Genomic DNA, 17,274 nt, shown 5'->3' on the forward strand with positions numbered 1-17,274 from the left:
TTTAATGTATTAACCAAAAATTAATGGAATTAACATTCTCTTATTATTGTTCATTTAAATCTGAATCAGAATACAATAATCTTAGTTGAGAAAATTAAAAAAACCTAACTATAAAGTTAGGTTTAAACAAAAAAAACAAACAATCTAAACAAATAAATTAATTATTTGTGTAACGTTTTGAAAAATATAATCCGGTGATGCTTTTATGAGTTCTTCCTCATTTTGTGCTCCAGAAAGTACACCTACAGTTAAACCACAATTTGCACTTTTTCCTTCTTCAATATCTATGGCTGAATCTCCAGCTTTTAAGACGTTTTTTGAATTACTTATTGAAAAAATTTCCATAGCCAAATTAATCATTTCCGCACTTGGTCTACCGGTAACTACATCATCAGCTGTAATTAATGCATCTATTTGATTGCCAACTGACCAATTTAATTTTGATAATAATTTATTTGCTGTTTTAGAATCGTAACCTGTATTTAGAACTACTATTACTCCCCTATTTTTTAATTCTGCAAAAAAAGCTTCTACTCCATCAATTGGCTTAATTTCATATAAATCATAAGCTTCCTCAAGATTTTTCTTAAAGTTTTCAAAAACAACCTTTGAATCAACATTTTCTATTCCTAAATTTTTCAATAAATCAATAATAGCTTTATGTTTTTCCTTACCTGCACAAATCTTTAAAACTGTAGATAAATCAACTTCTATTCCTTGTTCTTCAACTGCTTTATGTAATGTTTTATAAACAATATTATCTTCGTTAATTGTAGTTCCAGCCATATCTAGAACTACCATTTTAATTGTATTACTCATTTAGTTATTAAAAATTAAATCAATATTCTTTTTAGAAAAACCTGCACTTCCAGTCATTCCTTTTCCACCAATTCCAGTAATAATATGAATATTTGGTGATGGATTAAACTCGAAAATATCATTGTTTTTACATTGAGAATAAATCCCAAACCATCTTTTTTGAATTTCGTATGTAGGTAAATCGATAATTTTTTTAGCTTCATCAATCATGAATTCATCAATTTCCATATTTAAATCATATCCTAATAAATCGATATCTTTTGCATCTGCATATTCATGAGAGTCTCCAATGATTATAGATCCATCTAAACCTTGTTTAAATAAAATATGCACTCCAAATTTCTTTTCAAAGCTAGAAGGGTTTTCTTTTGATTTTATACTTTTGAAAGAAGCACATTCTTCAAAAGATTCATATCTTCTTATAGTTAATCCTGTTAAAATATTACTTGGCAGTGTATAAATTCCTTGTGATTTCGTTTGTAACATTTGCAATTTTGTAACTTCTAAATCACTTTCTTCAAAAACATTTGGATAAAGAGTTTTAAATTCACTTCCTCCACAAATTATAATTTTAGAAGCTTCTAAAAAATCACCATTACCAGTAGTTGCTGTACAAGTTCCATTTAGTTCTTGTGTTGCAGTTATCGTAGTATTATATTGAATAATTAATCCGAATTTTTCAACCAATAGCTTATGTAACTTCACAATCATTTCTCCTGAATCTACTGTAATTTCCTCTGGAAAAAATAAACCTCCTTTGCAATAATCTGAACGCAAACCATCGAATTTTTTTAAACAATCGTTTTTAGTTAATAAGTGTGATTCGTAACTATTTGATTTATTAATTTGGCTTAATTCCTCAATCAATTGCATTTCTTCATCATTTGATGCAATGTAAATAGTTCCATTCTGACGAACAGTTAAATCAGTTAGGGATTGTAATTCTTTATAAATTGCTAAACTTTCTCTACCAAAATTTTGCCATTTTAAATCCATTCCAGAAGGAACTACTTGCCCGAAATTCCTAACTGTTGCTCCCTGTGGAAGACTGTTTCGTTCCACTAAAAGAACTTTTAAATTTTTCTTCAAAGCATGATAGGCATGAAATGTTCCTAAAATACCGCCACCTACTACAATTAAATCATATTTCATCATTTCTATATTTATATTTTTACAATATTCATTTTTAAATTAGTTTTAATCTTATTTTTATTCTTAATTTTTTGAAAGAAAAACAAAGCAAAAAGTATTGAGGAAACACCTATTACTACCAAAACAAAGTTTAGTTTTAAGTAAAAATTCAACCATGATTCTGATTGTGTTCCAAAATTTTTATATAAAAGCACTGCTATACTTCCCAAATAACCAATAGAATCTATAAAGTATATTAGAAATCCAACGTTTCCTTTTATCTTAAAGGTAGCTATCATTCTATCGAAAAATATACCATTAAAAGGTATATAACACAAATACATACCTATTCCCGAAAGCATCATCCAGTTAAAAGGCGACATATAGTGATTTATAAAAGCAAATGTGGAAAGACCAACTGCTAACAAACCTAAAACAATCATATAATGATAATACACAAATGCTTTTTGGTTATTCTTAATGGCAATTAAACTGCTTAAAAGTATTAAAACAGTTATTGCGATTGGAATTTCACTAAAAGTATAAATCGAACTAGAATTTTCATATCCTAAAGCATCCCAAATTTCACGTGCAAAATTGTCTCTAAAGTCGCGAACTACAGTTAAACTAACATAAACTATTGATAGAAAAACTAATGGTAAAGAAAAAGTTTGCAACAATTTTCTTCTTCCTTTGCGTCCAAGAGGCAATCGTTCTGATTTACATGCAATGTCATCATCAGTAGGTTTTGGCAATCTTTCCAACAATCTTCCAAAATACAGTAATGGTAATAAAAACAACAAACCTGTAAGAAAGGGCATCCATAATTCATCTACTTGAAAAACATCTAACATGAATTTCCCAACAGATTTTACAAATCCTGAAGACACTACAAAACTTGAACAAAGAATTAACCCTAATATTTCCGTTGCTTTTCTTCCTTCGATATAAGAAAACACTATTCCCCAAATCATTCCAAGTGGTAAACCATTTAGAAACATAAATAAAATATTATAAGGCTTGGGAACTACTGCAAAGCAGAACAAAAACAACTCTGCAAGTAAAATAAAAGCAATTAAATAGCGTAATCTTTTCGTTTCATTAAGTTCAGAAATAATTTTTATCCCTAGAAACTTTGAAATAAAATACCCAAAAACTTGAGCTATAATTAATAGTACTTTATAATCAATTCCAAAATAAGAAATTCCTTCAAAGGTTGCTACAGTAAAAGGTTTTCTGAAAGCATACATGCAAAAATATACTCCAAAAGCCGCAAAAGCAGCTTTTGGAATAATATAATTTTTATTGTTTTTTAATATTTTCATTTACTTAAAAATCTATGTACTAAAAGTTGAATTTAGCTCCAAAACTTCCTCTAATACCATAATATTCTACTTGTTCTGGACGATCTTCACTATTTCCAAAATGATAAATCAATGGTTTGTTTAAAATATTGTTTACATCGCTAAATAATGTTAAATATTTAGTTACTCTGTAAGACAATCCAGCGTCTAAAGTGCTATATTTTCCATAATACAAATCGTTTATGTCTTCTTCAGCATACTCAATAGCATATTTCCCTTTGAAATTATAAGCAGCTCTAATATTGAATCCTCCTTTTTCAAAGAACAATTGAGCATTATATAATTGTTTTGCTTGATAAGGAAGTGCTACTTTACGACCACTTGGTTTTTCCATTTCTGATGTCATTAATGTTGCATTTAACTGAGTACCGAAGTATTTTAAAAAGCCTGGAAGAAAGTCAAAACGTCTCATTATTCCAGCTTCAAAACCTCCTAGCCAAGCATTTCCTGCATTATTTGGAGCTGTAAATTGAACTCCAGTTAACCCATTATAATTTCCAATAAATGAATCTTGAAAAATTGGGTCAGTAATTGATTTATAAAATACACCAGCATTAACCACTCCAACATTAGAGAAATAATATTCTCCCATTAAATCAAAATTTAGAGAATACGTTGGATTCAAATTAGGATTTCCTCCTTTAAATTCATTATCCGCCTCAATGAAAGTACCACCAGGTGTGATATCTCCGAAGTTAGGTCTAGAAAATGTTCTTGTTGCTGCGAAACGGACATTTACATCGTTGTTAACTTCATATTTAACGTGTAACATTGGTAATATTGCTAAATATTTTTTTTCATTTTGAACCTCTATTAGTTTGTTATCTACAACATTATATCCATCAACTACTGTGTTAGTGTTAGATAATCTAACGCCACCTAAAACAGTCAATTTATCTGTAATTTTGTATGTACCCATTGTGTAAGCATCTGCATGAGTTTCATGAACATCAAAGTTTCTACCTAAACCTTTATTAAATTCTAATGCTTCAGAATCAGCAGCACTTACAGACAAATTAGACTGATTTTGATTCCAAAAAGCATTCATTCCATCCGTAGACAAAACTGGTCCAAAAGAATTTCCAATAGAAGTATTCATTTCATTTAAATAATCTGTCCCATTTGGTTGAGTGGTTATATAATTACTATAGTCTGACAATAAAGGAGCTGTTCCATTATTCCATGTGTAAAACAAATCTGAAAAACGAGCTATTCTTTCTTTATCTCTAAATTTTAAACCGTATTTTAATGTGAATTTTTCCGAAGCATTAATTTCATGATTAAAAGCAGCTACAATATTATCACGTTCAATAACTGATACTTTATAAAACTCTAAATCTGCAAATCTCATTTTGGTCGCATCCATTTTAAAATTTGGATCACTATAAAAACCAAACAAAGCATCTGGATTTTTATAATCTAATTTCCCACCATCAGCAGCCCAATATGCTCTAGGTCCTACTCCATTATTTTGAATGTAGCTTGGGTCAATTCCAACATTATTTTGAGTGAATTTAATTACATAATATGATTTGTTTTCTTTATCAGGTATATTACCATATTTAAATTCATTTTCATATACAGATAAATCCCAATCTATTTTACTTTTACTCAATTCATGCTTACCTCCTAATGTTACAGATTTTAACTCAGTTATTAATACATTATGTATGTTTTGCAATTCAACTCTTGCTGCATTAGTTGTGGAATTAAATTTATCAAAACGAACTCTGTGTTTGTAATGCGTTTCATCATCATTTAAAGATCCATATAATGCTTTTAAATATATTTTATCTTTAGATGTTGGGTTGTGTTCAAAAGCTACATTTACTCCTGTCGTTTTACGAATACCGTTATAATCTCTCAACTCCATTCTAAAAACACCTTGATCACCGTTTCTTCTTGCTTCAAAATTATCAGTTGACCAATTTCTATTGAACTTAGTTAAATTGAATAAATAACCAAATTTTTTATCTTTTGTTCTTCCACCATAAGTTAAAGATGTATTATAGATTCCTTTACCAGATTTGTCATTATAACCACCTCCAATAGTTGCATTAAAACTATTTTTTAAAGGAGCCGTTTGTGTAATAAAATTAACACTTCCACCAATACCATCTGCTTCAATATCTGGAGTAAATGCTTTGTTTACTTGTACATATGATATAAGTTCCGATGGGAAAAAATCAAATGCAGTAGCTCTAGAAGTTGTTTCTTCTTCTGCAGTTGGAATTCTATTTCCGTTAATTGTAGTTGAAGCCCAAAATGGAGGAAGTCCACGCAATGAAACAAAGCGTCCTTCACCTTGATCTCTTTCAATAGATACACCTTGAATTCTTTGAACAGTTTCAGCTGCATTTCTATCTGGGAGTTTACCAATACCATCAGCAGCAATAACATTCATAATATTTACTGCTTTTCTTTGCATTGACAAAGCTCTAGATTCACTATTCTTTTGAGAAGAATAAACAACTACTTTTTCAATTTCATTTACACCTGATTCTAATCTAATAATCCCAATATTAATTGCAGAACCAGATTTTAAATCAAACGTTTGTTCGTAACTTCCGTAACCTAAATAACTGAATTTTAAAGTAACTTCACCAATTGGTAAACCATTCAATTTAAAAGAACCATCTACTTCAGTAGTTGTTACTTTATTTGATCCTAAAAGTGTTACCGAAGCACCTGGTAATGCTTGATTGTCATCATAAATAAAACCACTAATAGATTGTTGTTGAGCAAAACAAAAACCCACAGTGTTTAACAATACGAATAATAATAATTTTTTAAATCTTGTTTTCATTTTTACAAATATTAAATTTATTACGCAAAAAGACGATATAATTTTAATATATGTAAAAAATACAAGTTAATTTTATGTTACTATTATGTAAGTCTTAGATTTAAAATGTTAAATAATTATTAAGCAAAAAGTAGTAAACCTATAATAATATTGGGTTCTATACTAATTCATTCAAATAGCAAAGAATTGAAATCAAATATAAATGTACAAAACAAAATTCATGAACATTATCTATGAACATTATTTTTAGAAAACATTTGCAAACGTTATATTATTATGAGATTGAGGTAAAAAAAAGAACAAAATGCAGTGAATATAAGTTTAATAGAATATTTAAGTCCATATCAATTACTTCAAATATTAAACATGTGTTTTAAATAATATATATTCATTTAAAACACATTCAAACCAATACTAAAAGTACTACCTAAACCTAGTTCACTTTCAATAGCAATACTCCCATTTTGAGCTTCAATAAATTCTTTACTTATTGCTAAACCTAAACCAGTACCAGATTTGTTGCTTCCAGGAATTTGGAAATATTTATCAAAAACTTTCGATTGGTAACGTTTATCAATTCCTTTTCCATTATCAATAACTTGAAATACAACTTGATTTTTTTCTTTTTTTAATTTGACAAGAATTTGACTGTTACTTGAAGAATATGTAATGGCATTCGTTAGAAAATTGATTAAAACCCAGCCTGTTTTTTCACTATCTGCTTTAATGTCAGGTAAATCATTTTCAGCTTCAACAATAAGATTAATTTGTTTCTGCTCTGCTTGAACTTTTACCGCTTCTAAAGCATAATTTACAATGTGATAGGGATTACTTTTTTCGATACTTAAATGAATGTTTCCTGTTTCTAATTGAGACATATCTAATAATTCCCCCGTAATTTTTAAAAGTCTTTGACTGTCATCTTTAATGCTCTCAATTAATTGTTTTTGATCTTCATTGATGTCTCCTGTTTCAGCTTTTTCTAACAATTGTAAACTGAATTTAATTGACGATATTGGAGTTTTCAATTCGTGTGAAACGGTTGCAATAAAATTAGTTTTAGCGAAATCTAATTCTTTAAAAATAGTAATATTTCTTAAAATAATTACATCACCAATATCAATCGTTTTATCTTCTCCAGTTGGTGTGATTGTTATATTAACTGTTTCTGTTTCAAAATAACTTTCTTTTCCATCAGCAAATATTTTTATTGGTGCTGATTTCTGTGAGTTATTTTTAGTGTTTAATAGCGTTCGTATCAAATCGTTTTCTAAAGCTAATTTAAGAGCCGATTTACCTATGACATCTTCCTTTTTTAATCCAATAATTTTTAAGGCTTCATTGTTTACAAATAGAATACTATCCTCATTATCTAATCCGATAATTGGATCGTGCATATTATTAATTAAGGTTTCTAATCGTTTCTTTTCAAACAACAATTTAAACAAATTAGTACTATTATATTCTTCCAGTTTTTCTGCCATTGTATTAAATGAATCAGCCAAATCTCCAAATTCATTATGATCTATAAAATGTACCCGTTCAGAATAGTTTTTATTCGCAATTTCTTGAATACTTGTGGTTAATTCTTTAATCGGATTTGCTATATTATTTGGCAAATTAACCAATAAATTAAAGGCTATAAGAAAACATAATGTTCCAATAATAATCACCCAAAAGTTGGCGGTTTCTGCTGTTTTTTTTGCTACATCACTTTTTTGTTTAATGGCGTCCATATTAAGTTTCATAATCTCAAAAATATTTTGATGTATTTGAAATTTAATACTATCGTTTAGCATATTGGTTTTAAGAGAATTAAAGTTATCTCTTAATTTATAAGTAGCTTTATTTTCACCATCTTCAGTAATGTTACTCAACTGCTTTTTCAAATTGACTTCAAAAAAAGCAACAGATTTTGAATCCTTCTCCTTAATTTCATCTAAAGCTAAAAGCATATTTCTAGAATACTCTAATGTTTCGTAATTAGCTTTAATGATATTTTGGGTGTCTTTTTTTATAGAATATATATAAAAAGCACTTATTATAGAAAGTATTATAATTAGTAAGAACAACACTCCTACCCCTAGATTTAATTTAGTTTTTATTCTCATTAGGAAAGAATTACAAGATCAATATTAGATGATGAAAGATTATTTAATAATTTATTAAATACATTAGTAGACAAAATTACTTTAAATAAATTTAAGTGTGGTTTTCCAATGCAAACCGTTGTAATGTCTTTTTGTTCCACAATATCTAATATAGCATCCGTTATATTAGAACTTTGAACTTTTATAACTTCTGCTCCTAACTCGGTTGCAAGCTTAAAGTTATTGATTAAATAGCGTTGTTTGTCCAATGCAATTTTATCACTACTTTCATTTGGCGTTTCAATGTATAAAACATACCAATTACTGTTATAATAACTAGCTAAACGCGCAGCTTTTCTGATTATTCTTTTGGCCGTTTTATCATTACTACTGATGCAAGCTAAAAGCTTTTCGTGTCTTAAAGCTACATTTTTTGGTACTTCATTTTCTACTTTTCGAACCACTTGACTGGCCACTTCTTTCAAAGCAAGTTCTCTTAATTGAAGGATTTGATCGGATTTGAAAAAGTTATTTAATGCCGCCTGAATTTTATCTTCAGTATAAATTTTCCCTTCTTTTAATCGTGTGATTAATTCATCTGAAGTTAAGTCGATATTTACTACTTCATCTGCTAATCGCAACACATTATCTGGAACTCGTTCTTGAACATCAACATTAGTAATGTCTTTTACATTTTGATTTAAACTTTCAATATGTTGAATATTGACTGCGGAAATCACATTAATTCCAGCATCTAAAATTTCTAAAACATCTTGCCAGCGTTTTTCATTTTTGCTTCCTTCAATATTTGTATGGGCTAATTCATCCACAATGACAATTTCTGGACGAAGATTGATAATGGCTTGCACATCCATTTCTTCCAATTCTTTTCCTTTATAGAAAATGGTTCTTCTTGGAATTACGGGAAGTCCAGCCAATAATTCGTGCGTTTCTTTCCGATTATGCGTTTCAACATAACCAATCTTAACATCAATGCCTTTCTTCAAAAGCGTATGTGCTTCTTGTAGCATACGATACGTTTTACCCACACCTGCGCTCATTCCAATATAGACTTTGAATTTTCCTTTTCTAGATTTTTGAATTAAATCTAGAAAATGTTTTACGTTTTTTTCTTTTTCAGCATCCATAGTTAATGAAAATAACCTACAAGGTCCAAATTAACCTTGTAGGATTTGTAAATTATATTATACTTTAACTAGAAAGAAATAGCCAAAGAAGTAGTAATAAAGAAATTACTTTCTGTTGGATTATTGTTTCTTAAGAAAATAGCATCCTTACTATTTAAGGAACGTGCTTCAATTCTGAACATAGCATGATCCGAAACTAGATAATCAAAGTTAGCAGAATAGCCGAAAGTTTTAAAACCGTTTGCGGTTCCTGTAGCGATAATTACTCCGTTTTTATCTTGATAATACTCACCTCTTGCTGCTAATTGAATTTTAGCCGTTGGTTTATATTGTGCGATAATAACAGGTGAATACCAAGTTTCATAAGCATGGCTACCTTTTAGAGTTTGTTGCGCTCCAATATCAAAACCAGCTATTAAATTGGTTTTTTCAGAAACTTTAAATTGACCGTAAATATTATTGAAATAACGCCATTTTTTAATACTATCTGGTTGTTCATTTCCTACATAAGTACTCCAATTTAATGTCGTTTTTCCAGATGGTTTGTAAGTTACTTGCGTTCCAAAAGCTGGCGTTTGATTCCCATCCACTTTTTGAATACGTTGCCAACCGTTTAAATACATGGCTGCTAAATACCATTTTTCAGATTTAGAAGTATAGCCGATTTTTGCACCTGCTTCATAATAAGGTGAATTATCTGCTAATAGGCTTCGAGTTAAAGTTTGACAATCTTTTCCAATAGCACTTTCAAAACCAATATGAGAAGGCATAACTCCTGCATCAACCCATAAATTATGTTTTGATGAAATTTTAACTCCAACATTCGCTTCATAGATATTTTTCATTAAATCTTGTTCGGCTGCTAAGTTATATTGGGCATACGTTCCGCCCATTAATGCAAAGTTTCCTCTGATATTGTCTTTGGCATAATTTACTTTTGCCATTCCTAAATTCAGGTTTAACTCATTGTGTTTATTATGACTGTATACAAATCCTGGTCGCAAATGATTATCTGGATTTCCGAAATCGTAACTGTAATAGGTTTCTAAATATCCTGAAAAGGTTAATGGACTTTTCTCTTTTGCTGCTTCTTGAGCGTTACCTATTGTAAATCCGAAAGCTCCTAAAGCTGTCAATATTATTTTTTTCATTTAATTTTTTATTTCAATTGATCTAAAGCGATGTTCAATTCTAAAACATTTACGGTTTCAGTTCCCATAACTTTTGGTTTGTTACTCATTTTTTCTACTAATTGTTTTACTTTTTCTTCAGATAATTTTCTGGCATCAGCTACTCTTTTTACTTGAATTAAAGCACCTTGTGGTGAAATATTTGGATCTAATCCACTTCCAGATGCGGTTACCATATCAGTAGGTATTTCCGATTTTTTCAAATAGGGATGAACCACTAAAAAAGTATCAATTCTTTTTTGAACTAGAGCTAAATATTCGGCATTACTTGCTCCTTTATTGCTTCCGCCACTTCCTGCTGCATTATACTCTACAGCTGATGGTCGACCCCAAAAATAGTTTGGTTTATCAAACTTTTGACCTATTTTTTGATATCCAACCACTTTACCATTTACCGAAAGGGTTTCTCCTTTACCTTGGTTTGGAGCAAATTGGGCAATCCCTAAGATGGTCAAAGGATAGATGACTGCAAACAAAATTACTATTAAAACAGTAAATTTTAGTATTGATATTATATTTTTCATTTTATTTAATTTTTAAAGAACATTGTTATAACTACTTCTATCAATTTGATTCCAATAAACGGAACCATCAATCCTCCCAAAACATAAAGTATAAGATTACTTTTTAAGTAAGTATTTGTTCCAACTGATTTGTAACCTACTCCGCGTAATTTTAATGGAATCAGTATGGGAATGATGAGTATTGATACTATATTTTTCATTTTATTTCATTTTTTAAAAAAACATAGCTACCACTAAATCAATCAATTTGATACCAATAAAAGGTATAATTATTCCTCCTAAACCATAAATCAAAAGATTTCTTTTTAGAATGGCACTTGCTCCGATTGGTTTGTAATCCACACCTCGTAATGCTAACGGAATTAATATTGGAATGATGATAGCATTAAAAATAACCGCTGATAAAATGGCACTTTCTGGACTATGTAAACGCATAATATTCAAACCTTGTAACGCTGGAATAGATCCAATAAAAAGTGCAGGAACAATAGCGAAATATTTAGCCACATCATTAGCAATTGAGAAAGTAGTTAGTGTTCCTCTTGTCATTAATAATTGTTTTCCAATTTCAACAATTTCAATTAGCTTGGTTGGATCATTATCCAAATCCACCATGTTTCCTGCTTCTTTTGCTGCTTGAGTTCCACTATTCATGGCTACACCAACATCAGCTTGAGCAAGAGCGGGTGCATCATTAGTACCATCACCCATCATGGCAACTAATTTTCCGTTTTGTTGTTCATTTTTGATGTAGTTCATTTTGTCTTCTGGTTTCGCTTCAGCAATAAAATCATCAACACCTGCTTTTTCTGCAATAAATTTGGCTGTTAATGGATTATCACCTGTAACCATAACGGTTTTTACACCCATTTTTCGCAAACGATCAAAACGTTCTTTCATTCCTGTTTTGATGATGTCTTGCAATTCCACTACACCTTGAACTTGACTGTTTTTAATCACCACTAAAGGCGTTCCACCATTAGAAGAAATTTCTATTACTTGTTTAGCCGTGTCTTCAGGAAATTTATGTCCCGCTTGTTCCGAAATGTTTTTAGCAGCATCTTGTGCTCCTTTTCTAATATTGGTTCCGTCTTTTAAAACCACACCACTAGTTCTGGTTTCGGCTGTAAATTTGATTAAAGTTGCACCATCAATAGAAAGTTTTTGAGCTACTTCATTTCCTGCCAATTCTACAATACTCTTTCCTTCTGGAGTATCATCGGCTAAAGAACTTAAAACCGCTGATTGAATAAAATCTTCTTTAGAAACACCATTCGTAGGATAAAAACTAGTAGCTTTTCTATTTCCGATAGTAATTGTACCTGTTTTATCTAAAAGTAACACATCAATATCTCCAGCAGTTTCCACCGCTTTTCCAGATTTTGTAATTACGTTTGCTCGTAAGGCTCTGTCCATTCCAGCAATACCAATAGCTGATAATAATCCGCCAATGGTTGTTGGAATTAAACACACAAAAAGTGAGATAAAAGCAGCAATTGTAATTGGCGCGTTAGCATAATCTGCGAATGGTTTTAAAGTCACACAAACAATTACGAAAATTAAAGTAAAAGCGGCTAACAAAATAGTTAAGGCAATTTCATTAGGTGTTTTTTGACGACTGGCACCTTCTACCAAAGCAATCATTTTATCTAGAAAACTTTCACCAGGTTCAGTAGTTACTTTTACGGTTATTCTATCGCTTAATACTTTTGTTCCACCAGTTACTGAACTTTTATCGCCACCAGCTTCACGAATAACAGGAGCACTTTCTCCAGTAATAGCACTTTCATCTATTGTGGCTAAACCTTCAATAATTTCTCCATCTGTAGGAATTACATCTCCTGCTTCACAGAAAAACATATCTCCTTTTTTAAGTTGCGAAGAAGAAATCATTTCAATATCGCTTGAACTAATTTTTCCAAGGACTAACACTTTTTTAGCAGGTGTTTCTTCTCTTGTTTTTCTTAAACTATCGGCTTGTGCTTTTCCTCTTGCTTCGGCAATAGCTTCTGCAAAATTGGCAAACAAAAGTGTTAAAAACAATATTATAAACACGATGAAATTATAGATAAAACTACCTTGATTTTGCGCACCCATTAAAATGGCAATACACATAATGAACATAATGGCAGTTCCAATCTCCACCGTAAACATGACTGGATTTTTGAACATTACTTTCGGGTTAAGCTTTACAAAAGATTGCACTAAAGCTTCTTTTACTTGCTGACTTTCAAATAATGAATTGGATTTATTTTTACTCATTTTATTTAAATTATTTTATTGTAAAATATTCTGCTAATGGACCTAAAGCCAAAGCTGGAAAGAAAGAAAGTGCCGCAATAATTGCAATTACAGCAAAAACCATAATTCCGAAAATAGTTGTATCTGTTTTTAAAGTTCCTGCACTTTCTGGAATGTATTTTTTACTAGCTAATAATCCTGCAATCGCAAGTGGACCGATAATTGGTAAAAATCTTCCTAATAGTAATACAATTCCTGTAGTGATATTCCAAAACGGATTGTTATCACTTAAACCTTCAAAACCAGAACCATTATTGGCAGCACTTGAGGTAAACTCATATAACATTTCTGAAAACCCGTGATTACCTGGATTATTTAACCAACCTGTTGCATTTCCGCTAAACCAATATCCCATTGGAGTATCATTAGCAGCAAAATAAGAAGCTAAAGCTGTTCCAGATAAAATCAATAAAGGATGAAGAATAGCAATAAAGGCTGCAATTTTAACTTCTCGAGCTTCTATCTTCTTTCCTAAAAACTCAGGCGTTCTACCAACCATTAATCCCGAAATGAAAACGGCAAGAATAATGAAAATATAAAAGTTCAACCAACCTACACCACAACCTCCATAAAAGGCATTTACCATCATAGCTAATAATTGCATGGAACCAGAAATTGGCATAGAACTGTCGTGCATACTATTAACTGAACCTGTTGAAATTACCGTTGTAGCAATACTCCAAAAACTTGAAATAGCTGGACCAAATCGCACTTCCTTACCTTCCATTGCTCCTGTAGTTTGGGTAATTCCCATTCTTTCAATAGCTGGATTTCCGTTTAACTCGGAAGTCATGGTTGGAATCACTAAGAGTAAGAAACCGATTGTCATTACTCCAAAAACCACGTAAGATAATTTTCGTTTTTTCAGATAAAATCCTAAAGCAAAAATCATAGCAAATGGAATAATTAGTTGCGCCCAAAGTTCCACTGCATTAGTAAGGTACGTTGGGTTTTCTAAAGGATGTGCCGAATTCGCTCCGAAAAAACCACCTCCATTTGTACCAATATGTTTAATACTAATAAATGTCGCTGCCGGACCACGAGAAACTTCAATAATATCACCTTGTAAAGTTGTAATTTGATCTTTACCTTCAAAGGTCATTGGTGTTCCATTGAAAATCAATACAACAGCAACAATGGCTGAAAGTGGTAATAAAACACGAGTACAACTTTTGATAAAGTAATTATAGAAGTTACCTAAATGTTCCGTTGTTCTTTCTTTCATGGCGTTGAAAACCATTGCGGCAGCTGCCATTCCTACACCAGCTGAAACAAATTGTAAAAACATCAACATTAATTGACCTAAATAAGACAAGCCTGATTCGCCAGAATAATGCTGTAAATTACAATTTACTACGAATGAAATAGCTGTATTAAAAGCTAAATCGGGACTCATGGAAGGATTTCCATCTGGGTTGAGTGGTAAATTTCCTTGAAAAAGTAAAACAAAAAAACAAAGAATAAACCAACCTAAATTGACACTTAAAAGTGCTTTTAGATGTTGTTTCCAATTCATTTCTTCTTTGTCATTGATACCACTTATTTTAAAAATCAAGCGTTCAATTGGATTAAAAATGAAATCTAAAAACGTTTTTTCTCCTTCATATACTTTTGCTATATATTTTCCAACAGGAATAGCTAAAACTATAGTTAGAAGAAAAACTGTTACGACTCCAAAAATTTCTGTGTTCATAATTAATTATTTGTTATTTAATAAATTTTTGGCTTTCATATAAACAAAGTAAACCATAGCAAATGCAAATAACCAAGCAAAAGCAATTAGTATAAATTCTTTAAATTTTGCCTTGTTCATTTTAAAATTTTTCGGGTTTAATTAAAACATAAACCAAATAGCCAAAAACGGCTAAAGCGACAATAAATAGTGCTATCATAATTTAGATTTTTTCAAAAAATTCGACCGATTTAAAAAAGATTGCAAAAAGGAAAATTCCTAATGCGAGTAAGAGAATTGTACTTATCATATAATGGATTTAAAATTAGAATTTAAGCGGAAATGGCATTAATTTGCTTCACATATTCGGCTTTTAGTGTTTTAGGAAATAAATTTGAAATGCTACAATGGCGAATTTCCATGAATGAGGAAACAGAATAGATGTAAACCGTTGCAATCACTTCTTTAGTTTCCTTACTTCCTGTTACTAAAAGATTTTCAGCAATGTTTAAGAGTTTCTTTGCTCTTGAAATGTTTCCCGAAACAATAGCTTTGTTGGTAAGCTCTGCAAAACGTTCGGCTTGTTTGTAAATGGTTTTTATTTTAGTTTTCATAGTGATGAATTTATTTATTCTTCATCGCTACTGCCAAAATGTATTCCATAAATAAAACAAAACAAGTAAACCGCTGTAAAACAATAAGATATTAGTTTTCACGCAAGTTCATGCCAATAAAAAAGCCTATCAAAATGATAGGCTTTTATTAAAATGATAAGATATTCTATTGAATATTATATTCGTCTAATTTTCTATATAAAGTAGCGATGCCAATTTCTAGCAATCTGGCCGTTTCTGCTTTATTGCCTTTGGTATGATTCAAAACTTTTTGAATATGCAATTTTTCAACACTATTCATTGAAAATGCCGACATCGATTTGGTAGAATGATCCGATTGATGTTGCATTTCGTATGGCAGAACATCAACTGTTAATATGTCGTCATTAGCTAATATTACAGCTCTTTCAATCACATTTTTTAGCTCACGTACATTTCCTGGCCAATGATATACTTCTAATTTGTGAAGAAAGTTATCATCTACTTGTAATGTTTTTTTGTTGATAGCAGACGAAAATTTATCTACGAAGAAATGAACTAAAGGTGCAATATCCTTAACTCGTTCTCGTAATGGTGGAATATTGATTTCAAAAATATTTAATCGGAAATACAAATCGGAACGAAAACGATGTGCTTCGCTTTCTTCCTTTAAATTTCTATTAGTAGCAGCAATTAATCGGAAATTTGATTTTTTTGGAGTTGTATCACCAATTGGAATAAACTGATTGGTTTCTAACACACGAAGTAATTTAGCTTGCAATTCTAAAGGCATTTCTCCAATTTCATCTAGAAAAAGAGTTCCGTCATTGGCTTCTTCTATAAATCCTTTTTTGTCTTTTGTAGCTCCAGTAAACGCACCTTGCTTGTGTCCGAATAATTCGCTTTCTAAAATCTCTTTACTGAAAGTACTGCAATTTAAGGCTACAAACGATTTGTTTGCGTGTGAACTATTTTCGTGAATGGCTTGTGCAAATACTTCTTTTCCAGTTCCCGTTTCACCTGTTAACAAAACTGTTGAATTGGTTTTTGCCACTTTTTTAGCTAAATCAATAACTTGTTCAAGGGCTTTAGATTTTCCTATAATTGTATCGAAAGAATAGGTGTCAGAAATTCTTTTTTCAAGTTGTTTGACTTTCTTTTGTAAGTGTACTTTTTCAATTGCTTTATAGAGTAATGGAATAATTTTGTCATTGTCATCGCCTTTTACAATATAATCAAAAGCGCCATTTTTCATAGCTTGAACGCCATCTGAAATATTGCCATAAGCCGTTAAAAGAATCACTTCTGTAAGTGGAAAATTTGCTTTTATTTTTTGAAGAAAATCAACCCCATTTCCATCAGGAAGTTTTACATCACAAAGCACTACATCAATATCGTTTTGCTCTAATTTTTTGAAACCCGATTTTAAATCTGGTGCTTCAATAACTTCAAATCCCTCTGATTTTACAATTCGACCAAGAAGTCCGCGAAGTTTTTCTTCGTCATCAATGATTAAGATATTTTTCAAAAGAATAGTAGTTTTATTTCTTACAAAATTAGATTTTTTTTCTTTAAGCTATTTGAATAACTTTTAATAGTTGATATTTATCTTTATCTTTTTAAAATTTATGACCAT

At 30.6% G+C, this 17,274-nt stretch carries 14 protein-coding genes; all 14 read right to left on the minus strand.

Annotation, left to right across the window (positions count from 1 at the left end; translation table 11 throughout):
- Positions 1-144: 144 nt before the first annotated feature.
- On the minus strand, positions 145-819 hold the full coding sequence (locus G6N05_RS04060) for a phosphonatase-like hydrolase (RefSeq protein ID WP_166125266.1): 675 nt from the start codon (positions 817-819) through the stop codon (positions 145-147).
- Positions 820-1,971: a TIGR03364 family FAD-dependent oxidoreductase gene (locus tag G6N05_RS04065; protein ID WP_166125267.1), complete on the minus strand. Its 1,152-nt coding sequence runs from the start codon at positions 1,969-1,971 to the stop codon at positions 820-822. It lies immediately after the preceding gene.
- Between the two features lie 11 nt (positions 1,972-1,982).
- Positions 1,983-3,275, minus strand: a complete 1,293-nt coding sequence (locus tag G6N05_RS04070; protein WP_166125268.1) for a DUF5690 family protein — start codon at positions 3,273-3,275, stop codon at positions 1,983-1,985.
- A 19-nt stretch (positions 3,276-3,294) separates the two neighbouring features.
- Positions 3,295-6,120, minus strand: a complete 2,826-nt coding sequence (locus G6N05_RS04075; protein WP_166125269.1) for a TonB-dependent receptor — start codon at positions 6,118-6,120, stop codon at positions 3,295-3,297.
- 392 nt (positions 6,121-6,512) lie between these two features.
- A complete protein-coding gene (locus G6N05_RS04080) occupies positions 6,513-8,231 on the minus strand; it encodes a sensor histidine kinase (RefSeq protein WP_166125270.1) in 1,719 nt (572 codons plus the stop codon).
- Positions 8,231-9,358, minus strand: a complete 1,128-nt coding sequence (locus tag G6N05_RS04085) for a sensor protein KdpD (RefSeq protein ID WP_166125271.1) — start codon at positions 9,356-9,358, stop codon at positions 8,231-8,233. Before G6N05_RS04085 ends, G6N05_RS04080 begins: the two co-directional genes overlap by 1 nt.
- A 68-nt stretch (positions 9,359-9,426) precedes the next feature.
- Entirely contained in the window at positions 9,427-10,509 is a 1,083-nt protein-coding gene (locus tag G6N05_RS04090; RefSeq protein WP_166125272.1) for a porin, read from the minus strand.
- A gap of 8 nt (positions 10,510-10,517) precedes the next feature.
- Positions 10,518-11,072, minus strand: coding sequence for a K(+)-transporting ATPase subunit C (locus G6N05_RS04095; RefSeq protein WP_166125273.1), 555 nt, complete (start codon positions 11,070-11,072; stop codon positions 10,518-10,520).
- A 5-nt stretch (positions 11,073-11,077) separates the two neighbouring features.
- Complete coding sequence (locus G6N05_RS04100) at positions 11,078-11,272, minus strand: hypothetical protein (RefSeq protein WP_166125274.1); 195 nt, start codon at positions 11,270-11,272, stop codon at positions 11,078-11,080.
- A gap of 13 nt (positions 11,273-11,285) precedes the next feature.
- Positions 11,286-13,334 carry a potassium-transporting ATPase subunit KdpB gene (gene kdpB, locus G6N05_RS04105; protein ID WP_166125275.1) on the minus strand — a complete coding sequence of 683 codons (2,049 nt, stop codon included), beginning with the start codon at positions 13,332-13,334 and terminating at the stop codon, positions 11,286-11,288.
- 10 nt (positions 13,335-13,344) lie between these two features.
- The gene (gene kdpA, locus G6N05_RS04110; RefSeq protein ID WP_166125276.1) at positions 13,345-15,066 is read right to left on the minus strand and encodes a potassium-transporting ATPase subunit KdpA; all 1,722 of its coding nucleotides are present in this window, start codon (positions 15,064-15,066) and stop codon (positions 13,345-13,347) included.
- A 121-nt stretch (positions 15,067-15,187) separates the two neighbouring features.
- Positions 15,188-15,265, minus strand: coding sequence for a K(+)-transporting ATPase subunit F (gene kdpF, locus G6N05_RS04115; RefSeq protein ID WP_091314114.1), 78 nt, complete (start codon positions 15,263-15,265; stop codon positions 15,188-15,190).
- A gap of 112 nt (positions 15,266-15,377) precedes the next feature.
- Positions 15,378-15,659, minus strand: a complete 282-nt coding sequence (locus tag G6N05_RS04120) for a DUF7674 family protein (RefSeq protein WP_166125277.1) — start codon at positions 15,657-15,659, stop codon at positions 15,378-15,380.
- A gap of 166 nt (positions 15,660-15,825) precedes the next feature.
- Positions 15,826-17,166 (minus strand): sigma-54-dependent transcriptional regulator, encoded by a 1,341-nt coding sequence (locus G6N05_RS04125; RefSeq protein ID WP_166125278.1) that lies wholly within the window; start codon positions 17,164-17,166, stop codon positions 15,826-15,828.
- Positions 17,167-17,274 lie beyond the last annotated feature (108 nt).

Origin of the sequence: Flavobacterium bernardetii, from assembly GCF_011305415.1 — a bacterium.
In the GTDB taxonomy this organism is placed as follows: domain Bacteria; phylum Bacteroidota; class Bacteroidia; order Flavobacteriales; family Flavobacteriaceae; genus Flavobacterium; species Flavobacterium bernardetii.